The following is a 21,985-nucleotide window of genomic DNA, read 5'->3' on the forward strand; positions in this document are numbered from 1 at the left end:
GAGACAGGAGGTTTCACATGATTAAGAGCATGACCGGCTTTGGACGCTGTGAAATTGCTGAGAAAGAACGAAAGATTACGGTAGAAATAAAGGCTGTAAATCACAGATATCTGGATGTAAATATCAAAATGCCGAAAAAATTAAATTTTTTTGAAAGCAGTATCCGTACTCTTTTAAAGGAATATATCCAGCGTGGTAAAGTAGATATTTTTGTTACTTATGAGGATTACACGGAAAATAATGTAACCTTAAAATATAACCAGGAACTGGCAGCTGAGTATGTAAAGTACATAAGCCAAATGGCAGAGGACTTTTCGCTGAATAATGATTTGCAGGCATGTACTCTTTCACGTTATCCGGAAGTTTTAACAATGGAAGAACAGACGGTAGATGAAGATGCATTATGGGCTACTTTAGAAAAAGCAATTCGCGGTGCTGCAGAGCAGTTCGTAGAGACACGAATGAGAGAAGGAACAAATCTTAAGGAAGATTTATTGCAAAAACTGGACGGAATGTTACAGTATGTTGAAGAGATTGAAAAGCGTTCGCCTGAAATCATTGCGGAATATCGTCAGAAAATACAAGACAAGGTAGCAGAGCTTTTGGGTGATACACAAATAGACGAGAACCGTCTTGCAACCGAGGTTACCATTTTTGCCGATAAGATATGTACAGATGAAGAGACTGTACGCTTAAAGAGTCATATTCTCGCAACAAAGGAGACTCTTTCGCAGGGAGGAAGCATAGGACGAAAGCTTGACTTTATTGCTCAGGAAATGAATCGTGAAGCAAATACCATTCTTTCCAAAGCAAATGATCTTACGGTTTCTGATATCGCTATTAATTTAAAAACGGACATTGAAAAAGTAAGAGAACAAATTCAGAATATTGAATAAAGAGGTTCTAAGATATGAAGAACAGAGGAATATTGACTGTGGTTTCCGGTTTTTCCGGCTCGGGAAAGGGAACCATTATGAAAGAATTGATGGCGAAGTACGCAGATACTTACGCATTGAGTATTTCAGCCACAACTAGGGCACCAAGACCGGGAGAGGTTCATGGAAAAGAATATTTTTTCGTAACAAAGGAAGAATTTGAATCCATGATAGAACAAGAAGAATTGATTGAATATGCTCAATATGTAAATAACTATTATGGAACACCCCGAAATTATGTTTTTGAACAGTTAGAAAATGGGAAAGATGTTATTTTAGAAATTGAAATTCAAGGAGCTTTGAAAGTAAAAGAAAAGTATCCTGATACCGTATTGATGTTTGTCTCTCCGCCAAGTGCTGAAGAATTAAAAAAGCGTCTGGAAGGCAGAGGAACTGAAGATGCAGCAACCATTGCTTCCAGATTAAGTCGTGCATGGGAAGAAGCACAAGGAGTAGAAAATTACGATTATTTCGTAATAAATGATGTTTTGGAGGAGTGTGTAGAGGAAGTACATGCTATTATCCAGAATGAACATGCAAGAGCATTCCGAAATCAGGAATTGATTGATGATATAAAAAATGAATTAAAAGAATTTTCAAAAGGAGAATGATGCCATATGATGTTACGTCCATCTTACACAGATTTAATGAAAGTAGTAAACAGCGGAGTGGAAATCGGAGAAGAACCGGTAGTAAATAGCCGTTATTCTATCGTACTTGCCACAGCAAAACGTGCAAGACAGATTATTGCCGGAGAGGAACCATTGATTGATGATATTGCAGGAAAAAAACCTTTTTCTATTGCAGTAGAAGAACTTTACAATGGTGAAGTGAAGATTGTCGGTGATGACGAGGAAACTGAAGAATAAAACAGCATAAATTCAGAAATATTTTACCACACTGTTTTGGAAACAGAACAGTGTGGTAATCTTTGTTATTAATGGAGGAACTATGAGAATTTTATTTGTATCCCTTGGGTGTGATAAGAACCTTGTGGACACGGAGTTTATGCTTGGAACTTTACGGGAAGCCGGGCATACTTTTACAAATGATGAAACAGAAGCAGAGGTTATTGTAATTAATAGCTGTTGCTTTATTAATGATGCAAAAGAAGAAAGTATCAATACCATTTTGGAAATGGCTGAATATAAAGATGCAGGAAGCTGTAAGGTATTAGTTGTAACCGGTTGCCTTGCAGAACGATATAGAGATGAGATTATAAGAGAAATTCCACAGGTAGATATCATATTGGGAACTAATTCTTATGAAGAGATTGCAAAGGCATTAGAAGAAGTGCAAGCACATTCAGGGCAGCATTATGAAGCCTATAAGCCGCTAGAAGGTCTTCCGGAAATAAAAGCCTCCCGTTCTCTTACAACAGGGGGACATTATGCTCATCTTAAGATAGCAGAAGGATGTAATAAAAATTGTACCTACTGTATTATTCCTCATATTCGAGGCAGATACCGTAGTGTGCCTATGGAAGAACTGTTAAAGCAGGCAAGAGAACTAGCAGAGCAAGGTGTAAAGGAATTGATTTTGGTAGCGCAAGAGACAACTCTGTATGGTGTCGACTTATATGGTGAAAAGTCTTTGCACAAATTATTAGATGCATTGAACGAAATTTCCGGAATCCAATGGATTCGAATTATGTACTGCTACCCGGAAGAGATTTATGAAGAACTGATTCAGTCTATTAAAAGAAATAAAAAGGTTTGTCATTATCTTGACATGCCGATACAGCATATTAGTAATGAGTTGTTAAAGCGTATGGGCAGACGTACTACAAAAGAAGAACTGACAGAAAAAATCTCTCATTTGAAGAAGGAAATACCGGATATTACACTGCGTACCACATTGATTAGTGGTTTTCCGGGAGAAACACAGGAAATGCATGAGGAATTGATGTATTTCTTAAATGAGATGGAATTTGATCGTCTCGGTGCATTTACTTATTCCCCTGAGGAAGGAACACCTGCTGCAGAATTTCCAAATCAGATTGAAGAGGAAGTAAAGTCTGAATGGCGTGATGAAATCATGGAACTTCAGGAAGAGATTATTTTCGATAAGAACGAAGAAATGAAAGGGCAAGAACTCTGGGTTATGATTGAAGGCAAAGTGGACGCGGAAAATGCCTATGTGGGAAGAACCTACCGAGATGCTCCGGAAATTGACGGATATGTTTTTGTCAATACGGACGAGACGCTTATGACCGGAGACTTTGTAAAAGTAAAAATAACCGGAGCATATGAATATGACTTAATAGGAGAGATGATAGTATGAATTTACCAAACAAGTTAACTATTTTGCGTGTTATATTAATTATTCCATTTGTACTTTGTATGCTGCTTCCTTGTGTAGGAACTGCTGGGAAATATGCGGCTGCAGCGATTTTTATTATTGCCAGTCTGACAGACATGCTGGATGGAAAAATCGCACGAAAAAACAATCTTGTAACTAATTTCGGAAAGTTTATGGATCCGTTGGCAGATAAACTGTTGGTATGTTCTGCCATGATTTGTCTGACAGCAAATGATAAGTTGGCTGCATGGATTGTCATTGTGATTATCAGCCGAGAATTTATTATTAGTGGTTTCCGTCTGGTGGCTTCTGATAACGGAGTAGTGATTGCTGCAAGTTATTGGGGCAAGTTTAAGACTACTTTTCAGATGATTATGATTGTTATGTTGATTTTGGATTTTGACAATGATATTTACCGTATCTGCACAACTGTGATTACTTATATTGCATTAATTTTGACCGTAGTTTCTTTAATTGACTATATTGCAAAGAATAAATCTGTATTGAAAGAGCAAAAATAATCAGAAAACAATTTTTGCAAAATAAAGGACGGTAACATTATGACAGTAGAATTAGTATGTGTAGGAACAGAACTTTTACTTGGAAATATTGTAAATACCAATGCGGCATACATGGCAGAAAAGTGTGCTATGTTGGGACTTTCCATGTATTATCAAAGTGTGGTAGGCGATAATCCCGGAAGATTGGAAGAACTTTTAAAAACGGCAAAAAATCGTTCCGATGTTATTATTTTATGCGGAGGACTTGGACCTACTCAAGATGATTTAACCAAAGAGACAGCGGCAAAAGTAATGAAGAAAACTTTGGTCGAGGACACTCGTGCCAGACAAGAAATTGAAGCATTTCTTACGAAACGTGGCAGAAAAATCACAGAAAACAATTGGAAGCAGGCATTAGTCCCCGAAGGAAGTATTGTACTGTATAATTCAAACGGAACAGCTCCCGGAATTATCATGGAGGAAGAAAATACCAGAATGATTCTGCTTCCGGGACCACCAAATGAATTGATTCCTATGTTTGAAGAACAAGTATATCCATATTTGAACAAATTACAACCGGAAATCATATGTTCTAAAATGGTAAAACTGTGCGGTATTGGTGAAAGCACTGCTGAAACAGAGATTTTAGATTTGATTGAGCAGCAGGAAAATCCAACCGTGGCACCATATGCTAAAACAGGAGAAGTGCATTTACGCCTTACAGCGCGAGCAGAGACGAAAGAAAAGGCTTTTTCTATGATTGAACCATTAGAGCAGGAACTGCGAAAACGATTTGGTTCTATGATTTATACGGATAAAGAAGATGTAACACTGGAAATGGCAGTAGCAAAACTATTGTCAGAACATCATTTGACAGTAACAACTGCAGAATCTTGTACAGGAGGTCTCTTGGCCGGAAGACTCGTCAATGTACCGGGGATTTCGGAGAATCTGAAGGAAGGATACATTACTTATTCTAACGAAGCCAAAGAGAAACTACTAGGTGTATCGCATGAGACATTAGAAAAATACGGAGCAGTCAGCGAAGAAACGGTTCTTGAAATGGCAAAAGGTGGTGCAAAAGCAGCAAACGCAGATATTTGTGTTTCTATTTCAGGGATTGCCGGACCGGATGGTGGCACCAGTGAAAAACCAGTAGGTTTGGTGTACATGTGTTGTTACTGTAAAGGAAAGACATATACGGAACGAAATATATATACCGGGAACCGCAGTAAAGTAAGAGAATATGCCGTAGCCAGTGCTTTGACACTGCTTCGTAAAGCAATTTTAAAAGAGGTGGAATAATGAGAATCATAGCCGGAAGTGCAAGAAGTCTCCCGCTTAAAACGATTGAGGGAATGGATACAAGACCAACTACAGACCGTATAAAAGAAACATTGTTTAATATATTAAATCCAGATATTTCGGGATGCGATTTTCTGGATTTATTTGCAGGAAGTGGTCAGATTGGATTAGAAGCTATCAGTCGTGGAGCAAGACAGGCGGTTTTCGTAGAAAACAATAAGAAAGCTGTAAACTGTATACAGGAAAATATTGCTTTTACTCGTTTTACTGAGCAAAGTACTGTAATGCATATGGATGCTGTTTCAGCAATTCGTCGTATGGAAGGAAAGCATATTTTTGATATTATTTTTATGGATCCTCCATACAAAAAGGGACTAGAAGAAGATGTTTTACGAACATTAGCTGATTCCTCCATTATAAATGAGGATACACTAATTATTGTAGAAGCATCATTGGATACAGATTTCTCCTATTTAAAGGAGATTGGATATCAAATAACAAAAGAGAAAAGATACAAAAACAACATGCATGTTTTTATGCGGCATGTCAGATAAGAAATGGGGGCTAATATGACAAGAGCAATTTATCCGGGAAGTTTTGACCCGGTAACCTTTGGACATATTGATATGATTGAACGCTCTGCTAAAATGGTAGACGAGTTGTTGGTATCAGTTTTGAATAATAGTGCAAAAAATCCGTTGTTTTCTGTAAAAGAACGTGTTAGTATGTTAGAAGAGATAACAAATCATCTTCCGAATGTAAAAGTCACTTCTTTTGACGGGTTACTGATAGATTATGCACGAGAAATGGATGCTTCTATTATTATCCGAGGACTTAGGGCTGTGACAGATTTTGAATATGAACTTCAGATTGCACAGACCAACCGGATTGTGAATCCAAATATAGATACTTTGTTTTTGACTACCAGTTTGGAGTATGCTTATTTAAGTTCTACCATTGTTAAGGAAGTTGCTTCTTACGGGGGAGACATTTCTCATTTTGTACCAGAGAAGCTCATTGGAAGGATTTACGAAAAATACAATAATAAGGAGAGTTAACTATGAGCAGTAGAATAGAACAGATTATTGATGAAATTGAAGAGTATATTGATGGATGTAAGCCACAGCCTTTTTCAACATCCAAGATTGTAGTAAATAGAGATGAATTAGATGATTTATTGGCAGAACTTAGAAGAAAAACGCCAGATGAAATTAAGCGTTATCAGAAAATTATTAGTAATAAAGAAGCTATTTTAGCAGATGCTCAAGCCAAGGCAGATGCCATTATTGCAGAAGCACAGGTACATACCTCAGAGTTGGTAAGCGAACATGAGATTATGCAACAGGCATATGCACAGGCAAATGAAGTGGTATTAATTGCTACGAATCAAGCTCAGGAAATTCTGGATAATGCGACCAATGATGCTAATAACATTCGTATGGGAGCAATTCAGTATACCGATGATATTCTGAAAAATTTGGAAGAAATTATTGGTCATGCTATGGATACCACGCAGGCAAGAACAGATAATCTCATGAAATCTCTTCAAAACTGCTATGATTTAGTAAATACAAACCGGAATGAATTAAGACCGGAAGAAGAGCAGGAAGTTCCGGCAGAGGAACCAACGCCAGAAAAAGAAGTTCCTCAGATGGAGGTAAATACAGATTTACTGAACCAATAAAAGCGCAAGCAAAAAGGTGATGCCAGTTCCGGCTAACTTTGTAAGGATGTATGGTTTTAGTGGGAAATGGGTATCCTTTACCATAGAGGCGGTCTGGGCAAACCCGGAAAGTCCACCAAAAGCAGTATATGCCATAATTAATGGATAAGTTTTGGAAAAAGCCATATTAGTGCCGGCGGTATATGCAACTCCATTTGTAATTTCTGTAAATCCAATTAAAATACATCGAAGATACTGATTGGAAACTGGAAGCAGGGTAGTCATTTGAGCCAGTATGGCAAAAAGCATAATGTATCCGCCCAATTTGGCAAGGGTTTCAAATCCGTTCATAATGCCGTCATCTATGAGTTGAAAGTTCATTGATGTCGGCTTTTTTTGAGAAATTTGCGAAGCAGAGAAATTTTTCCTATGACAAAGCAACATATATAAAATTAATGGTGGTAGATACAAAATGAGATAAGTCTGCAATAACAACTCCGAGTGATGCAAGCAGTCTGTCAAAATGAAACCACTAACGAAGGCTGGACTAATATTGTTGCAGATACAAAACAGTCGACTTCCTTCTTCATAGGACATTTTTTCAGAAGATACCAGTTCGGCTGTAATTTTACTTCCCAGCGGAAAACCAAACAGCAACCCTGAAATCAATGGATAAAGTCCGGCATTGCTGATAGGAAAGAACTTCTTTACAATTCTATGCAGTTTTACAGTTAATTCGTCTAAAATTCCTGAATGAATTAATATGTAGGAAAGAATGGTAACCGGAAGCAGAGTAGGCATCATTTTCTCATACCAGAGTTTTAGACCTATTGCAGCTGACATCACAGCATCTTTCGGGAAACACAAAATATAAGTTAAAAAACCGATTAAAGCAATAATATACATGATTTTTTTCATAGTTTATTCTATGAATCATAATAATAAATATGCGTAAAATAGGAGGGCATAAAATGAAAGTTTGCAATGAATTAAAACCAAAGAAAGTATTTGAATATTTTGAAGATATATGCAGTATTCCTCATGGTTCTAAAAATACGAAGGCAATTAGTGATTATTGTGTTGCTTTTGCAAAGGAACACGGTCTTAAGTACATTCAGGATGAAATGAACAATGTTATTATCTTCAAAGAAGGTTCTGCAGGATATGAAGCTTCCGAGCCAATCATCATTCAGGGACATATGGATATGGTCTGTGAAAAAGAAAACGGCGTAGATATTGATTTTGAAAAGGATGGACTCCGCCTCTTCGTAGATGGCGATTTTTTGAAAGCAGATGGCACAACTCTTGGTGGAGACGATGGAATTGCCATCGCCTATGCCTTTGCAATTTTAGATGATGATACTCTGGCGCATCCACCATTAGAAGTAGTCATTACTGTAGATGAAGAGATTGGAATGTTAGGAGCTGAGGGAATAGATCTTTCCATGTTAAAAGGAAAGAAACTTTTGAACATTGATTCTGATGAAGAGGGTGTATTTTTAACCAGCTGTGCAGGTGGTTTAACAGCAGAATGTGAACTTCCGGTTACAAGAAAAAGTACAGAAGGAATGGAATATGAGCTGAAGATTACAGGCCTTCAGGGGGGACATTCAGGAAGTGAAATTCATAAAGAGCATGGAAATGCGATTATGCTTATAGGCAGATTATTAAAACAATTAGCAGATCAGATAGATTTTTCAGTAGTTTCCCTAACCGGAGGATTGAAGGACAATGCCATTCCTAGAGAAACGATATGCACCATTCTTATGAATGAAGCACTGGAAACAGAATTGCAAGAACTGGTAAAAGAATATGACGCAGATTTAAAAAAGGAATATCATATTTCGGATCCGGATGTTTCCGTGCTCTGCACAAAAAAAGAAAATCTATCAGTTGACGCATTAGATAGAACTTCTTTTGCCAAAGTATTATTTATGTTACGAAATCTTCCTTGCGGTGTGCAAAATATGAGTATGGATATTCCAGGATTGGTGGAAACTTCTTTGAATGCAGGAATTATGACTTTGAGCGAGGATACATTCTCTCTTTCCTTCTCTGTAAGAAGCAGCGTTACCAGCCGGAAATACGAAGTAACCGATAGACTTTGTTTTGTAACTGAATTCTTAGGTGGTTCCGTCAATATTAGCGGAGATTATCCGGCATGGGAATACAAAGCTGATTCTAAGATGCGTGATTTGATGGTACAGACTTATCGGGATTTGTTTCAAGAAGAGCCTAAAATACAGGCAATTCATGCCGGATTGGAATGTGGTATTTTTTCCGGTAAAATCGATGGCTTAGATTGTATTTCCTTTGGACCGGCAAACTTTGATATTCATACTCCTAAGGAACGTTTAAGTATTTCTTCTACAGAAAAGGTTTGGAATCTGATTGTGGAATTTTTAAAACGTTCGAAATAATATGAAAAGACGCGTAGGACTGTTCTGTATTCTTTTTACTGCAATTCTTGGATTCGATGTGGTGACTATTACAAAAATCCAAAATATTGCAAAGGTAATGCATCTTATGGATGTAGAGAGTACCAAAGAAAACCTGCGCAATCAGGAAATTTCCGGTGAATTATATCAGAAATTCTGTGGTTATGAGAAAGACGGACGTTACTCCAGATATGAATATTTGTGTGGCTATCTTTTCACTGGAGAAGAGAAGGAAAAGCCATTAGAGGAATATTTGAAACCGGTAAAGAAATATAAAAAGAAGGAATTTTCCTATATAGTAAGCTATGAGAAAGCCCTCTGGTGTGATTTGAGATACTTTCCGGTTCCTGCTGATCGTGGTGAAACCCTTCAGGTCTCCTTTGAAAATTCATGGATGTCAGAGCGAACTTTTGGTGGAAAACGAAAGCATGAAGGTACGGATATTATGGCATCTATGAATCAAAGAGGTCATTATCCGGTAATCAGCATTTCTGACGGTATGATAGAAAAAATAGGTTGGCTTCCGCAGGGCGGCTACCGGATTGGTGTTCGTTCTCCAAATGGTGCATATTTTTATTATGCACATTTGTATGACTATGCTGAAGGAATCGAGGAAGGAAGAGAAGTGAATGCGGGAGAATTACTTGGATTTATGGGCGATAGTGGCTATGGAGAAGAAGGTACCGTTGGAAATTTTGATGTACATCTTCATATAGGAATTTATCTGAATGATGAAAATGGCGAAGAATTTAGCATCAATCCCTACTGGATTATGAAATATTTAGAGGATAAACGTCTTACCAGCCAATATGAATAAGGAGCATTATGCAGTTAAGAATTGATAAATATCTGGCAGATATGGGAATCGGAACCAGAAGTGAGGTAAAACAGTATATACGCAAAAAACAAGTACAGGTTAATGGAGTCTATCCCAAAGGACCGGAACAGAAAATAGTCCCAAACCAAGACAGCATAACTTTTCAAGGAAAAGCCATCAGCTATATAGAAATGGAATATTTTATGTTAAATAAGCCTGCCGGATGTGTTAGTGCTACTACAGATGCGAAGCATAAAACTGTATTGGACTACATAGATACCAAAAAGCGTAAGGACTTATTCCCGGTAGGACGACTGGATATTGATACAGAAGGTTTGCTACTTATTACGAATGATGGGGCACTTGCCCATGAACTATTGTCACCCAAAAAGCATGTAGCAAAGACTTATTATGCCAAAGTAGAAGGCTGTGTTACTTCAGAGGATGTAGTACAATTTGAAAAAGGCGTAGATATCGGAGAAGAACGACTTACCCTGCCGGCGGAACTTAAGATTTTAAAAGTTTCGCCGGAGGATATTTCGGAAATAGAGCTTACCATTATGGAAGGAAAGTTTCATCAGGTAAAGCGGATGTTTGAAGCAGTTGGTAAAAAAGTAGTCTACTTAAAGCGGATTTCCATGGGAAATTTAATATTAGATGAGAATTTACAACCGGGAGAATATCGTAAACTGACTGCAGAGGAAATAGAAAAGATTCAAATGAAACGATAGGAGGGGCGAGATATTGTTAAAAAATATACAATCTATTATTTTTGATTTAGATGGAACCTTGATAAATTCCATGTGGGTCTGGGACGAAATCGACATTGAATTTTTATCTGCGCGTAACATGGAACTTCCTCCTACCTACCAAAAAGAAATTGAGGGAATGAGTTTTACGGAAACAGCAGTTTATACAAAAGAATTATTTCATTTACCGGAAAGTGTGGAAGAATTAAAGGCTATCTGGAATCAGATGGCATTAGAAAAATATACAAAGGATGTACCGTTAAAACCAGGCGTAGAAGAATTTTTAAAATATTGCAAGGAAAATAAAATTTCCATGGGGATTGCCACCAGTAATTCCAGAGAATTAGTAGATTCCGTAGTAAAGGCACATTCTCTGGAAGATTCTATACAAGTAATTGTTACTTCTTGTGAAGTAGCAAAAGGTAAACCTGCACCGGATGTATACTTAGAAGTGGCAAAACAATTGAACACTTTACCGGAACATTGCCTTGTATTTGAAGATGTTCCTATGGGGATTTTAGCAGGAAAAAATGCAGGAATGAAAGTCTGTGCAGTAGAAGATGCATTTTCAGAAGAACAGCGAGAGGAAAAACGCCGACTGGCAGACTATTATATTTCATCCTACGAAGAAGTGCTGCAGCACACATATGAGGTTTTAGAACATGAATAACGGATTTTTACCTCTTTCTAAAGAGGATATGATAAAAAGAAAAATAGAACAATTTGACTTTGTCTATGTTATTGGGGATGCCTATGTGGATCATCCCTCTTTTGGACATGCCATTATCAGCCGTCTACTAGAAGCTCACGGTTACTCTGTGGGGATTATTTCACAACCGGATTGGACGTCAAAAGAAAGTATTGCCATTTATGGCGAACCACGGCTTGCTTTTTTAGTAAGTGGTGGAAATATGGATTCCATGGTAAATCACTATAGCGTATCGAAACGCCGCAGGGAAAAAGATTCCTTTACACCGGGTGGAGTTATGGGAAAACGTCCGGATTATGCTACCGTGGTATACTGCAACTTAATACGCCAGACTTATAAAAAAACACCGATTCTCATTGGTGGAATCGAAGCCAGTCTTCGTCGACTTGCTCACTACGATTATTGGAGTAACAAGGTAAAACGTTCTATTTTATTGGACTCCGGTGCGGATATTCTGATGTATGGAATGGGCGAACATAGTATCATAGAGTTGGCTGATGCATTAAATAGCGGACTTGCTGTAGAAGATATCACTTTTGTAAATGGTACTGTTTATAAAACCCGTCAAAAAGAGAATATATATGACGCAACTTTCCTTCCTACCTTTGAAGCAGTAAAGGAAGATAAAAAAACGTATGCGCAAAGCTTTTATCAGCAATACTGTAACACAGATCCGTTTAGTGGAAAACGTCTTGTGGAAGAATATCCACATGGAATCTATGTAGTGCAGAATCCAGCCGCAAAACCATTGACCCAGACTGAAATGGATGATGTATATAGTTTACCCTATATGCGCACCTATCATCCTTCTTACGAAACAGCAGGTGGTGTACCGGCTATTTCAGAAGTAAAATTCAGCCTTACCAGTAACCGCGGTTGCTTTGGCGGATGTAGTTTTTGTGCACTTACATTCCATCAGGGAAGAATTATCCAGACCCGTAGCCATGCGTCTTTGATAAAGGAAGCTGAATTGCTTACACAGGACAAGGAATTTAAGGGGTATATCCATGATGTTGGAGGGCCAACGGCTAATTTTCGCGCGCCTGCCTGTGAAAAACAATTAACAAAAGGAGCTTGTCCAAATAAGCAATGCTTGTTTCCAACCCCATGTAAAAACTTAAAAGCAGACCATAAGGATTATTTAAGCCTGCTTCGAAAATTACGAAAGATTCCAAAGGTAAAAAAGGTATTTATTCGTTCTGGTATTCGTTTTGATTACCTGTTGGCAGATTCAAACCGAACCTTTTTAAAGGAACTGTGTGAACATCATGTCAGCGGACAACTTAAGGTAGCACCGGAACATATTTCTGACAAGGTACTTCAGAAAATGGGAAAACCGGAGGTGGCAGTTTACAATCGTTTTGTAAAAGAATATACTAAAATGAACGAAAAACTGGGAAAGAAACAATATCTAGTACCTTACCTTATGTCTTCTCATCCGGGCTCCACATTACAAGAAGCAGTGGAATTGGCAGAATTTTTAAGAGATTTGGGCTATATGCCGGAGCAGGTACAGGATTTCTATCCCACACCATCTACGATATCCACCTGTATGTATTACACCGGACTGGATCCACGTACCATGGAACCGGTTTATGTTGCCCATAATCCTCACGAAAAGGCAATGCAGAGAGCACTGATTCAGTATCGTGATCCAAAGAACTATGATTTAGTAAAGGAAGCCCTTATTAAAACTGGACGTACGGATTTGATTGGATTTGATAAAAATTGTCTCATTCCGCCACGAAAAATGACAGCAAAAAATGAACGTAAAAATGCAAGCAATAAATCAAAAGGCAAAATTAGAACAGGAAAGGGACGAACACCGCAGAAAAATCAGCGAACTACATCATCCAGAAAAGGAAAGAAACAACGATGAAAAGCTTTCAGATAAATAACAATGAGGCGGGACAACGCTTTGACAAATACTTGAAAAAACTTCTTTCGCAGGCACCGGGAAGTTTTGTATACAAAATGCTTCGAAAAAAAAATATTACTTTGAATGGGAAAAAAGCAGATGGTTCTGAGAAATTGAATATTGGGGACGAAGTGAAGCTGTTCTTTTCTGATGAGACCTTTGAAAAGTTCACGGCTTTAGAAAATTCAACGACTACTGGAAATTCGGGATGCATTACCGAGAAATATCCTTGTATTCCGCTCGACATTGTTTATGAAGATGCTGATATTCTGGTTATAAATAAACCGGTTGGAATGCTTTCACAGAAAGCTACTCCAAGTGATATTTCTGCCAATGAATATATCATTGGCTATCTGTTGAAAAATAAGTCTATTACAAAAGAAGAACTTGTAACTTTTCATCCTTCTATTTGCAATCGTCTGGACAGAAATACTTCCGGACTCCTGATTGCCGGAAAAAGTTTGAATGGCCTGCAGAATATGGCAAAACAACTTAATGACCGTTCTATGGAAAAATATTATCGTTGTCTGGTAAAAGGAAAAATAACCGGGGAACAGCTTATTGAGGGTTGGCTGAAAAAGGATGAAAAGAGCAATAGTGTAAAAATATATAAGGAAGAAGTTTCGGATAGCAAATATATCAAAACAGGATATAAAGCGGTAGAAAATTTTTCTTTCTCCGACAACAATATCAAAGAAACTTATACCTTATTGGAGGTTCACTTAATTACCGGTCGCTCGCATCAAATTCGTGCACATCTGGCCTCTATTGGACATCCTATTGTAGGAGATAGTAAGTATGGAGATAGAAAAGTAAATACCAAATTTGCAAAAGAAGTGGGAATTCACTCCCAGCTACTGCATGCCTATCAGATGAAGTTTGAGGATGGAAGAGAAGTAACTGCCACTTTGAGCAAAGAATTTCAGAAAGTGTTAGAGTATTTAAAAAATAACGGATGAGAATAATTTTGTATTTTTTACATAAATTTAAAATGTAATTGCATTTTACCGCAATTTATTGTAGAATGTAGTTAGAAAAGCTGTGAATCAGCGGTGGGTTGACACCTAAAATCTGATACTTTTTCCGAACATAGGTGTCGGAGGTTGGCAGGCAACGGAAAAACCTGTTATTTTCCAGACATAGGTGCTGGAGGTTGGCAGACAACGGAAAAATCAACCACGAAAAGGGAATGTTTAGTGCTGCGGCATTAACGTTCCCTTTTCTAATAATAAAATTAAGGAAAATGTTATGGACAAAAGACATGCAATTCAAATTATAACAAAATCGGCTAAATTATATAAAGAGTATTTGGAAGATCAAAAAATACTATTTCTTTATGGCATACCATCTGAAATTAGAAAGCAGCTTGAAACAGAGGAAAATTATTTGCCACAGCTGAAGGGATACGAGGTTGCTTTTCATCGCTATAATTTTTTACATTTGACAGGAGTAAGATTAAGTCCTAAGGTTGTATCTTCTATTCATTTTTACGAAAAATGTTTGAGTAACAGATTAACAGAAGAAGATTTTTCGTTTTCAAAAGACGGTTCCACAACTCAAAAGCTTGATATATTAGAAAATATGATGCAGATTAAGAAAACTGTAACAATGATTGGAGATTTTACAGGCAGAGGTCCAAAACTATTTACAGAAAAAGTTGCAGGAAATGTATGTGGATGTATTGGATTTGTAAAAGACCGTAATACCAGTTTAAATGTTCCGAATACGTTATTGAAAAAAGATATAAGAGATGTAACAACTATACCAACACAAAAAGTGTACGCAGTGGCATCAAAGAAATATATGGATGAAAAATATTCTATATTTACAAAAGTGGATAAAAGTATACATATTAACGAATGTCGTTTTTCGGATGAAATAGAAAATATTTTAGAAAAGCCCAGACCATTAATATAAAAATGTATCGTGAATAAAATTATAGGTGAGAAATATTATGAAGTTTGTTAGAAAAATGTCTATCAGCGAAATTCCACAGGGTTTTGCCCTTATCCAAAATGTTTTTTATGAATTTATAGCGCCTGATTATTCAAGTGAGGGGATTGAAACCTTTGAAAATCAATTTTTGAAAAATACTGAATTTCAGCAAAAATTTCATGATGGTAAAGAAGAAATGTACGGTGCCTTCGATAATGATGAATTAGCCGGTATTTTATCCATCAGTAATCATAATACTGTTTCTTGTGTATTTGTAAGAAAAGAATATCATAGACAAGGGATAGGTACTATGCTTTTTAATGAAATTATAAATATTTTGAAAATTCGCAATGTAACAGAAATTAAGCTAAATGCATCACCATATGCTGTGCCCTTTTATCATGCAATTGGATTTCAGGACATGAAGAAAGAACAAGAATACAAGGGCATACGTTATACACCTATGAAAAGGAAGATTTAAAATGATTCAAGAAGCAGTACACAGCCTATGAAATAACAACTTACTAACTTTGGAGGAATTATGGCAACATGGAATTCAAGAGGTTTACGAGGTTCCACACTAGAAGAATTCATAAACCTCACCAATGAAAAATATTTATCGCAGGGACTGGCGCTAATTCAAAAAGTACCAACCCCAATTACGCCATTAAAAATAGACAAGGACAACCGCCACATCACGCTGGCATATTTTGAACAAAAAAGTACGGTAGACTATATTGGAGCTGTACAGGGAATACCAGTGTGCTTTGATGCCAAGGAATGCAATACAGACACCTTTCCTTTACAGAACATTCACTCGCACCAAATCGCATTTATGGGAAACATGGAAAAGCAGGATGGTATATCATTTTTGATTATTTTTTATTCTCATCGAAATGAATTTTATTACCTGCGCTATGAAAAAATAATGGAATTTTGGAATCGTGCCCAAGAAGGTGGAAGAAAAAGTTTTCGTTATGAAGAATTAGAACCGGATTTTTTCTTTCATTCCCATGGTGGACTTTTAGTTCCATATTTGGATATGATGCAGAAGGATTTGGAAATGCGAGGTTGACAATTTGTTCTTTGTTGGATATAATATGAATAATTTTAGTTTAGTAGCATGGTAGCACACTAAAGTGCATGACAATAGAAAATTGGAGGAAATTATGGAACGACGTTTATTACATACCCCGGAAGGTGTTCGGGATATTTACAATTCAGAATGCGCGAAAAAACTTGTTTTGCAGGATAACTTGCATAATCTACTAAAAAAATACGGATATCATGCAATTGAGACACCGACCTTTGAATTTTTCGACATTTTCGGGAAGGAAATTGGAACAACTCCTTCCAAAGACTTATATAAATTTTTTGACCGTGAAGGAAACACATTAGTATTACGTCCGGATATTACTCCGTCTATCGCAAGATGCGTAGCAAAATATTATGCAGAAGAAGATTTACCGGTTCGTCTTTGCTATATGGGTAATACCTTTATTAATAATACCAGTTATCAGGGACGTTTGAAGGAATCTACACAGTTGGGAGCAGAGATGATAGGCGATAACTCTGTAGATGCAGATGCAGAAATTATTGCACTGGTAGTAAATGCTTTAAAAACAGCAGGATTACAAGAATTCCAGATTGGTGTTGGCCATGTGGGATTTTTTAAAGGATTAGTGGAGGCAGCAAAATTACAAGAAGAAACTGAAACTGAATTAATGAATCTGATTTCTAACAAAAACTTTTTTGGTGTAGATGAATTAATTGATTCACTTTGTCTAAATGCTGATTTAAAAGAGTTGTTTTCCATGCTGGGAAGTCTTAGTATGTCTGAAGATATGTTGAATCGTGCCAAGAAACTTGCAGCATCATATCCTATGGTGTTAGAGGCATTGGAACATCTAGAATTATTATTACAGGTACTTTCCTGTTATGGAGTGGAAAAATACGTTTCCTTAGAACCAGGCATGATTAGCAGTTACCATTATTATACTGGAATTATTTTTGCCGGATATACTTTTGGAAGTGGCGAGCCTATTGTAAAAGGTGGCAGATATGACAATTTACTTCCTTATTTTGGGAAAAATGCTCCTTCCATCGGTTTTGCTGTAGTTATTGATCAGTTGATGGCTGCGTTATCCAGACAAAAAATTGAAATACCGGTACAAGATAATCAGGTCTTAATTGTTTATAAAGAAACCAGCCATGACAATGCCATTAAGAAGGCACTATCATTAAGAGAACAAGGCACAGGCGTTTCTCTTGTGAAATGGGCAGCCCATAAAACAGTAGAAGATTATAAGGCATATGCTGCGCGAATGCACATGCAGGATATAACATTTATGGAATAGCACGGGAGGAACAAGATGAGATATTTAACATTTGCACTTGGAAAAGGAAGACTGGCGAAACAGACCTTGGAAACCTTTGAGAAAATTGGAATTACCTGTCAGGAAATGAAGGATAAAGATACCAGAAAGCTGATATTTGTCAATGAAGATTTGAAATTAAAGTTTTTCCTTGCGAAGGGACCGGATGTTCCAACTTATGTAGAATATGGGGCTGCTGATATCGGGATTGTTGGAAAAGATACTATTTTAGAAGAGGCGCGTAATATTTATGAAGTATTGGACCTGGGCTTTGGAAAATGCAGGATGTGTGTCTGCGGTCCGAAGGATGCAGAAGAACTGTTAAAACACCATGAGTTAATCAGTGTAGCAACCAAATATCCTAGAATCGCCAAGGATTATTTTTATAACAAAAAACATCAGACCGTGGAAATTATCAAATTGAATGGTTCTATCGAACTGGCACCAATTGTTGGTCTGTCGGAAGTAATCGTAGATATAGTAGAAACCGGAACTACCTTACGTGAAAACGGTTTAAGTGTATTAGAAGAAGTTTGTCCTCTTTCTGCTCGAATGGTAGTAAATCAGGTCAGCATGAAAATGGAAAATGAACGTATTACTAAATTAATCAGTGATTTGAAAGAGGTATTGGCAAAGGAGAATGGCAAATGAGAACATTAAAATTAACAAGTGATACAAAAAAGAATCTATTAGAAGACTTATTAAAAAGAAGTCCAAACAATTACACACAATATGAAGAAAGTGTCAATGCAATTATTGAAAAAGTACGTGCTGAAAAAGACGCTGCTGTTTTTTCCTATACAAAACAGTTTGATGGTGCGGATATCAATGCTTCCAATATTCGTGTGACAGAAGATGAAATTAAAGAAGCATATACTTTAGTGGATGATAAATTGTTACAGGTAATGCGCAAATCCTTGGAAAACATTCGCGTTTACCATGAAAAGCAGAAGCAGTACAGTTGGTTTGACAGTCGTCCGGATGGTGTCATGCTTGGTCAAAAAGTAACCGCGCTTGCAAGTGCCGGTGTTTATGTACCTGGTGGAAAGGCTGCTTATCCTTCTTCGGTACTGATGAATGTTATCCCTGCAAAAGTAGCCGGTGTAGAAAAAATTGTGATGACTACTCCATGTAACAAAGAAGGAAAAGTCAATCCTGCCACATTAGTAGCTGCAATGGAAGCTGGTGTAACAGAAATCTACAAAGTCGGTGGAGCACAGGCAATCGCAGCCCTTGCCTTCGGAACAGAGAGTATTCCTAAGGTAGATAAAATTGTAGGACCTGGAAATATCTATGTTGCCCTTGCAAAAAAGGCAGTATTCGGTCATGTTAGCATTGACTCAATCGCTGGACCAAGTGAGATTCTGGTATTGGCAGATGAAACATCTAATCCACGCTATGTAGCTGCAGATTTATTATCTCAGGCAGAGCACGATGAACTGGCAAGTGCTATTTTAATTACCACCAGTGAAGAATTGGCAAAGAAAGTATCAGAAGAAGCAGATAAGTTTGTAGCTGAGCTTTCCAGAAAAGAGATTATTGAAAAATCTCTGGAAAACTATGGATACATATTGATTGCAGATTCCTTAGACGAAGCAATTGAAACTGCCAACGAAATCGCATCCGAACACCTTGAAATTTTAACAGCAAATCCTTTCGAGGTTATGATGAAGATTAAGAATGCCGGAGCTATTTTCGTAGGCGAATATGCAAGTGAACCACTAGGTGATTATTTTGCAGGACCAAATCACATTTTACCTACCAATGGAACAGCCAAGTTCTTCTCGCCATTAGGAGTAGACGACTTTATCAAAAAATCCAGTATTATTTCTTACTCCAGAGAAGCTTTAGAGCCTGTGTATAAAGATATTGTACAATTTGCAACCTCTGAACAGTTGACGGCCCATGCAAATTCCATTAAAGTAAGATTTGAAGATTAGATAGAAAAGAGGTAAAGGTATGTCATTTCAAAGAAATGTACAACAAAACCGTAAAACAAAGGAAACCGATATTTCCCTTTCTTTTAATATTGACGGAAACGGCGAAACTCAGTTAGATACCGGAATTGGATTTTTCAATCATATGTTGGATGGTTTTGCCCGTCATGGTTTTTTTAACTTAAAGGTACAAGTAAAGGGCGATTTAGAAGTAGATCCCCATCACACCATTGAAGATACCGGAATTGTGCTTGGAACAGCAATTCGAAAGTCCTTAGGCGATAAGCGGGGAATCAAGCGATTTGGCAGTTGTATTCTTCCTATGGACGAAACACTGGTACTTTGTGCTGTTGATTTGAGTGGAAGACCTTATTTTTCCTTTGAAGGAGAATTTACCACAGAGCGAGTAGGATATATGGATACCGAAATGGTACGGGAATTTTTCTATGCCATTTCCTATAGTGCGGGAATGAACTTACATATGAAAATATTAGCTGGAACCAATAACCATCATATGATAGAAGCTTTGTTTAAAGCATTTGGAAGAGCTCTGGATGAAGCAACAACAATTGACCCGCGAATTACAGATATTATGTCAACGAAAGGTAGTTTATAGGTGATAATATGGAACACAAGAACCTGATTGCCACCATGTATTTAAAGAATGGTATGGCAGTAAAAAGCCCACTTGAGTTAGAAAGCGTAGGTGATTTTAAGACTCTGGCTAAACTGTATAACGATAGTGGAATAGATAAATTATATATTTTTGATTTATCCGATAATGACAATGAACATGATTTGAATCTTCACACCATTAAGGAATTATGCCGAATTGTAGAGATTCCTGTTTATGGTGGCGGAAATATTAATCGTTTAGAGGATATTAAGAAAATCCTTTATGCCGGATGCAAGGGAGCTATTTTAAACAGCGCCAAGCATGAAGCACTGCAGCTTGCAGAAGAAGGTGGACAGCGTTTTGGCAGAGAAAAAATGCTTCTTTCTATCGAAAATGTAGATATTTTATTTAAACATAAAGAAGAAGTAACGAAGTATATCCATAAATTAGTGGTTATGAATGAAAATATTGTTGACACTATGGGGAACGTAACCTCACTTCCATATAGTGTTATTATAAATGATTTTAATTTAGAACGTTGGGCAGATATATTAAAAAAAGATTCTGTTACTGGAATCGGCGGTAATTATATCAGCAATCCGGAAACCGATGTTATGAAGTTAAAAATGCTTCTTGCTATGCAAGGCGTAGAGACAGAAAAATTTGAGTCTTCTGTAGAATGGTCTGAATTTAAATTAAATGAACAAGGAATGATTCCGGTAGTTGTTCAAGATTATCAAACCTCTGAGGTATTAATGTTGGCTTATATGAATGAAGAGGCATTTAATACCACCCTTGCTACAGGAAAAATGACCTATTACAGCAGAAGTCGCCAAGAACTTTGGACGAAAGGTGAGACCTCCGGTCATTATCAGTATGTGAAATCTTTAACAATTGATTGTGATAAGGATACGATTCTTGCAAAAGTTTCCCAGGTTGGTGTGGCATGTCACACCGGCAATCCAACTTGTTTCTTTACGGAATTAGTGAAAAAAGAATATACCGGTAAAAATCCATTAAAGGTATTTGAAAATGTCTATAATGTAATTGCAGACCGCAAAGTACATCCAAAGGAAGGTTCTTACACCAACTATCTGTTTGATAAGGGAATTGATAAGATTTTGAAAAAAGTAGGAGAGGAAGCAACCGAAATTGTAATTGCAGCCAAGAATCCTGAGCCGGAAGAAATCAAATATGAAATATCCGATTTCTTGTATCACATGATGGTACTTATGGTAGAAAAAGGAATTACCTGGGAAGAGGTTATGGAAGAATTAAGTCAGAGATAATATACAAAAGGTATTTGTGATAAAAATAAACACAAGTACCTTTTTTTTTGCATTTCTTTGCATTTTTTCTTTTCCTTAAAACTAAAATAGAAATAAGAGGTTTTAAGGAGTTTTTTATGGAAAAATCACTTCAACAATCAGTAGAAGAACGCAGAGCCTATATCAATCAGATACGTTCTTCCTTTCAAACAGACAATTCCACTGCAACCGGACACTATTCCTTATATGGTACGATGGAAAAGAGAGAAGAACAAACACCAGCCGCATCCACGCTTGGCATCCGTACCATAATTGCACTTCTTATTTTTGCAGCATTTGTCTATTGTGATAAAGAAAAAATTACTTATCACGATTATTCCACAGAACAAGTTTTTTCTCAGATAGAATGGAATCCGCTTCCAATGGACGAAATTGATGAGTATGTACAATCCCTTTAAAATATGCTATACTAACATACATGTGTGCAGATTCATCTGTACCAATAGAAGAAAATGATAA

Annotated in this window: 25 protein-coding genes; 24 read left to right on the forward strand and 1 reads right to left on the reverse strand. The window is 37.0% G+C overall.

All coding sequences use genetic code 11. The annotated features are described in order from the left end of the window. The first annotated feature begins 17 nt into the window (after positions 1-17). The 9 genes from BIV20_RS07375 (at position 18) to BIV20_RS07415 (ending at position 6,725) form a co-directional block, all read left to right on the forward strand. Complete coding sequence (locus BIV20_RS07375; RefSeq protein WP_075719588.1) at positions 18-896, forward strand: YicC/YloC family endoribonuclease; 879 nt, start codon at positions 18-20, stop codon at positions 894-896. Positions 897-910: 14 nt separating this feature from the next. Then, a complete protein-coding gene (gene gmk / locus BIV20_RS07380; RefSeq protein WP_075719590.1) occupies positions 911-1,546 on the forward strand; it encodes a guanylate kinase in 636 nt (211 codons plus the stop codon). A gap of 9 nt (positions 1,547-1,555) precedes the next feature. Then, positions 1,556-1,804 carry a DNA-directed RNA polymerase subunit omega gene (rpoZ, locus tag BIV20_RS07385; RefSeq protein WP_075720059.1) on the forward strand — a complete coding sequence of 83 codons (249 nt, stop codon included), beginning with the start codon at positions 1,556-1,558 and terminating at the stop codon, positions 1,802-1,804. An 82-nt stretch (positions 1,805-1,886) separates the two neighbouring features. Beyond that, positions 1,887-3,218: a 30S ribosomal protein S12 methylthiotransferase RimO gene (gene rimO, locus BIV20_RS07390; RefSeq protein ID WP_075719592.1), complete on the forward strand. Its 1,332-nt coding sequence runs from the start codon at positions 1,887-1,889 to the stop codon at positions 3,216-3,218. Beyond that, a complete protein-coding gene (gene pgsA / locus BIV20_RS07395) occupies positions 3,215-3,757 on the forward strand; it encodes a CDP-diacylglycerol--glycerol-3-phosphate 3-phosphatidyltransferase (RefSeq protein WP_075719594.1) in 543 nt (180 codons plus the stop codon). The genes rimO and pgsA overlap by 4 nt, the downstream gene beginning before the upstream one ends. A 39-nt stretch (positions 3,758-3,796) precedes the next feature. Next, a complete protein-coding gene (locus BIV20_RS07400; protein WP_075719596.1) occupies positions 3,797-5,041 on the forward strand; it encodes a competence/damage-inducible protein A in 1,245 nt (414 codons plus the stop codon). Further along, a complete protein-coding gene (rsmD, locus tag BIV20_RS07405; protein WP_075719598.1) occupies positions 5,041-5,595 on the forward strand; it encodes a 16S rRNA (guanine(966)-N(2))-methyltransferase RsmD in 555 nt (184 codons plus the stop codon). Before BIV20_RS07400 ends, rsmD begins: the two co-directional genes overlap by 1 nt. Before the next feature lie 15 nt (positions 5,596-5,610). Beyond that, positions 5,611-6,099, forward strand: coding sequence for a pantetheine-phosphate adenylyltransferase (gene coaD, locus BIV20_RS07410; RefSeq protein ID WP_075719600.1), 489 nt, complete (start codon positions 5,611-5,613; stop codon positions 6,097-6,099). 2 nt (positions 6,100-6,101) lie between these two features. Beyond that, positions 6,102-6,725 (forward strand): ATPase, encoded by a 624-nt coding sequence (locus tag BIV20_RS07415; RefSeq protein WP_075719602.1) that lies wholly within the window; start codon positions 6,102-6,104, stop codon positions 6,723-6,725. On the opposite strand, the gene BIV20_RS07420 is transcribed toward BIV20_RS07415, so the two are convergent. Next, a complete protein-coding gene (locus BIV20_RS07420) occupies positions 6,711-7,622 on the reverse strand; it encodes a hypothetical protein (protein WP_075719604.1) in 912 nt (303 codons plus the stop codon). The two genes, BIV20_RS07415 and BIV20_RS07420, sit on opposite strands and share 15 nt — an antisense overlap. 53 nt (positions 7,623-7,675) lie before the next feature. On the opposite strand from BIV20_RS07420, the gene BIV20_RS07425 reads away from it, so the two are divergent. From BIV20_RS07425 to BIV20_RS07495, 15 genes are all read left to right on the forward strand, one after another. Then, positions 7,676-9,124, forward strand: coding sequence for an aminoacyl-histidine dipeptidase (locus BIV20_RS07425; RefSeq protein WP_083655132.1), 1,449 nt, complete (start codon positions 7,676-7,678; stop codon positions 9,122-9,124). 1 nt (position 9,125) lies between these two features. Continuing rightward, positions 9,126-9,959, forward strand: coding sequence for a M23 family metallopeptidase (locus tag BIV20_RS07430; protein WP_242939801.1), 834 nt, complete (start codon positions 9,126-9,128; stop codon positions 9,957-9,959). A gap of 8 nt (positions 9,960-9,967) precedes the next feature. Continuing rightward, entirely contained in the window at positions 9,968-10,690 is a 723-nt protein-coding gene (locus BIV20_RS07435) for a pseudouridine synthase (protein ID WP_075719608.1), read from the forward strand. Between the two features lie 13 nt (positions 10,691-10,703). Then, positions 10,704-11,378: an HAD family hydrolase gene (locus tag BIV20_RS07440; RefSeq protein ID WP_075719610.1), complete on the forward strand. Its 675-nt coding sequence runs from the start codon at positions 10,704-10,706 to the stop codon at positions 11,376-11,378. Next, positions 11,371-13,296 carry a YgiQ family radical SAM protein gene (locus tag BIV20_RS07445; protein ID WP_075719612.1) on the forward strand — a complete coding sequence of 642 codons (1,926 nt, stop codon included), beginning with the start codon at positions 11,371-11,373 and terminating at the stop codon, positions 13,294-13,296. The genes BIV20_RS07440 and BIV20_RS07445 overlap by 8 nt, the downstream gene beginning before the upstream one ends. Beyond that, entirely contained in the window at positions 13,293-14,294 is a 1,002-nt protein-coding gene (locus tag BIV20_RS07450) for an RluA family pseudouridine synthase (RefSeq protein WP_075719615.1), read from the forward strand. The genes BIV20_RS07445 and BIV20_RS07450 overlap by 4 nt, the downstream gene beginning before the upstream one ends. Positions 14,295-14,583: 289 nt before the next feature. Beyond that, a complete protein-coding gene (locus BIV20_RS07455) occupies positions 14,584-15,252 on the forward strand; it encodes a PBECR4 domain-containing protein (protein ID WP_075719617.1) in 669 nt (222 codons plus the stop codon). 37 nt (positions 15,253-15,289) lie between these two features. Continuing rightward, on the forward strand, positions 15,290-15,751 hold the full coding sequence (locus BIV20_RS07460; RefSeq protein ID WP_083655133.1) for a GNAT family N-acetyltransferase: 462 nt from the start codon (positions 15,290-15,292) through the stop codon (positions 15,749-15,751). A gap of 60 nt (positions 15,752-15,811) precedes the next feature. Next, positions 15,812-16,345: a Holliday junction resolvase RecU gene (locus BIV20_RS07465; protein WP_075719619.1), complete on the forward strand. Its 534-nt coding sequence runs from the start codon at positions 15,812-15,814 to the stop codon at positions 16,343-16,345. 94 nt (positions 16,346-16,439) lie between these two features. Beyond that, positions 16,440-17,627, forward strand: coding sequence for an ATP phosphoribosyltransferase regulatory subunit (gene hisZ / locus BIV20_RS07470; protein ID WP_075719621.1), 1,188 nt, complete (start codon positions 16,440-16,442; stop codon positions 17,625-17,627). Positions 17,628-17,642: 15 nt separating this feature from the next. Next, the gene (gene hisG / locus BIV20_RS07475; protein ID WP_075719623.1) at positions 17,643-18,296 is read left to right on the forward strand and encodes an ATP phosphoribosyltransferase; all 654 of its coding nucleotides are present in this window, start codon (positions 17,643-17,645) and stop codon (positions 18,294-18,296) included. Continuing rightward, on the forward strand, positions 18,293-19,585 hold the full coding sequence (gene hisD, locus BIV20_RS07480; RefSeq protein WP_075719625.1) for a histidinol dehydrogenase: 1,293 nt from the start codon (positions 18,293-18,295) through the stop codon (positions 19,583-19,585). The genes hisG and hisD overlap by 4 nt, the downstream gene beginning before the upstream one ends. A 19-nt stretch (positions 19,586-19,604) precedes the next feature. Beyond that, a complete protein-coding gene (gene hisB, locus BIV20_RS07485; RefSeq protein ID WP_075719627.1) occupies positions 19,605-20,198 on the forward strand; it encodes an imidazoleglycerol-phosphate dehydratase HisB in 594 nt (197 codons plus the stop codon). A gap of 8 nt (positions 20,199-20,206) precedes the next feature. Beyond that, positions 20,207-21,487 (forward strand): bifunctional phosphoribosyl-AMP cyclohydrolase/phosphoribosyl-ATP diphosphatase HisIE, encoded by a 1,281-nt coding sequence (gene hisIE / locus BIV20_RS07490; protein ID WP_075719629.1) that lies wholly within the window; start codon positions 20,207-20,209, stop codon positions 21,485-21,487. A gap of 116 nt (positions 21,488-21,603) precedes the next feature. Next, positions 21,604-21,924: a hypothetical protein gene (locus BIV20_RS07495; protein WP_075719631.1), complete on the forward strand. Its 321-nt coding sequence runs from the start codon at positions 21,604-21,606 to the stop codon at positions 21,922-21,924. The last annotated feature ends 61 nt before the right edge of the window (positions 21,925-21,985 follow it).

Origin of the sequence: Roseburia sp. 499 (assembly GCF_001940225.2) — a bacterium.
Taxonomy (GTDB): domain Bacteria; phylum Bacillota; class Clostridia; order Lachnospirales; family Lachnospiraceae; genus Petralouisia.

What these genes read in the sequence shown, in the direction of transcription:
- BIV20_RS07375 (WP_075719588.1), top strand. Translation starts at nt 18, where the DNA reads ATGATTAAGAGCATGACCGGCTTTGGACGCTGTGAAATTGCTGAGAAA.
- BIV20_RS07415 (WP_075719602.1), top strand. Translation starts at nt 6,102, where the DNA reads ATGAGCAGTAGAATAGAACAGATTATTGATGAAATTGAAGAGTATATT.
- BIV20_RS07430 (WP_242939801.1), top strand. Translation starts at nt 9,126, where the DNA reads ATGAAAAGACGCGTAGGACTGTTCTGTATTCTTTTTACTGCAATTCTT.
- BIV20_RS07450 (WP_075719615.1), top strand. Translation starts at nt 13,293, where the DNA reads ATGAAAAGCTTTCAGATAAATAACAATGAGGCGGGACAACGCTTTGAC.
- BIV20_RS07435 (WP_075719608.1), top strand. Translation starts at nt 9,968, where the DNA reads ATGCAGTTAAGAATTGATAAATATCTGGCAGATATGGGAATCGGAACC.
- hisIE (WP_075719629.1), top strand. Translation starts at nt 20,207, where the DNA reads ATGGAACACAAGAACCTGATTGCCACCATGTATTTAAAGAATGGTATG.
- pgsA (WP_075719594.1), top strand. Translation starts at nt 3,215, where the DNA reads ATGAATTTACCAAACAAGTTAACTATTTTGCGTGTTATATTAATTATT.
- coaD (WP_075719600.1), top strand. Translation starts at nt 5,611, where the DNA reads ATGACAAGAGCAATTTATCCGGGAAGTTTTGACCCGGTAACCTTTGGA.
- hisD (WP_075719625.1), top strand. Translation starts at nt 18,293, where the DNA reads ATGAGAACATTAAAATTAACAAGTGATACAAAAAAGAATCTATTAGAA.
- BIV20_RS07445 (WP_075719612.1), top strand. Translation starts at nt 11,371, where the DNA reads ATGAATAACGGATTTTTACCTCTTTCTAAAGAGGATATGATAAAAAGA.
- gmk (WP_075719590.1), top strand. Translation starts at nt 911, where the DNA reads ATGAAGAACAGAGGAATATTGACTGTGGTTTCCGGTTTTTCCGGCTCG.
- BIV20_RS07400 (WP_075719596.1), top strand. Translation starts at nt 3,797, where the DNA reads ATGACAGTAGAATTAGTATGTGTAGGAACAGAACTTTTACTTGGAAAT.
- BIV20_RS07425 (WP_083655132.1), top strand. Translation starts at nt 7,676, where the DNA reads ATGAAAGTTTGCAATGAATTAAAACCAAAGAAAGTATTTGAATATTTT.
- BIV20_RS07420 (WP_075719604.1), bottom strand. Translation starts at nt 7,622, where the DNA reads ATGAAAAAAATCATGTATATTATTGCTTTAATCGGTTTTTTAACTTAT.
- hisG (WP_075719623.1), top strand. Translation starts at nt 17,643, where the DNA reads ATGAGATATTTAACATTTGCACTTGGAAAAGGAAGACTGGCGAAACAG.
- hisB (WP_075719627.1), top strand. Translation starts at nt 19,605, where the DNA reads ATGTCATTTCAAAGAAATGTACAACAAAACCGTAAAACAAAGGAAACC.
- BIV20_RS07495 (WP_075719631.1), top strand. Translation starts at nt 21,604, where the DNA reads ATGGAAAAATCACTTCAACAATCAGTAGAAGAACGCAGAGCCTATATC.
- BIV20_RS07465 (WP_075719619.1), top strand. Translation starts at nt 15,812, where the DNA reads ATGGCAACATGGAATTCAAGAGGTTTACGAGGTTCCACACTAGAAGAA.
- rsmD (WP_075719598.1), top strand. Translation starts at nt 5,041, where the DNA reads ATGAGAATCATAGCCGGAAGTGCAAGAAGTCTCCCGCTTAAAACGATT.
- BIV20_RS07460 (WP_083655133.1), top strand. Translation starts at nt 15,290, where the DNA reads ATGAAGTTTGTTAGAAAAATGTCTATCAGCGAAATTCCACAGGGTTTT.
- BIV20_RS07455 (WP_075719617.1), top strand. Translation starts at nt 14,584, where the DNA reads ATGGACAAAAGACATGCAATTCAAATTATAACAAAATCGGCTAAATTA.
- hisZ (WP_075719621.1), top strand. Translation starts at nt 16,440, where the DNA reads ATGGAACGACGTTTATTACATACCCCGGAAGGTGTTCGGGATATTTAC.
- rpoZ (WP_075720059.1), top strand. Translation starts at nt 1,556, where the DNA reads ATGTTACGTCCATCTTACACAGATTTAATGAAAGTAGTAAACAGCGGA.
- rimO (WP_075719592.1), top strand. Translation starts at nt 1,887, where the DNA reads ATGAGAATTTTATTTGTATCCCTTGGGTGTGATAAGAACCTTGTGGAC.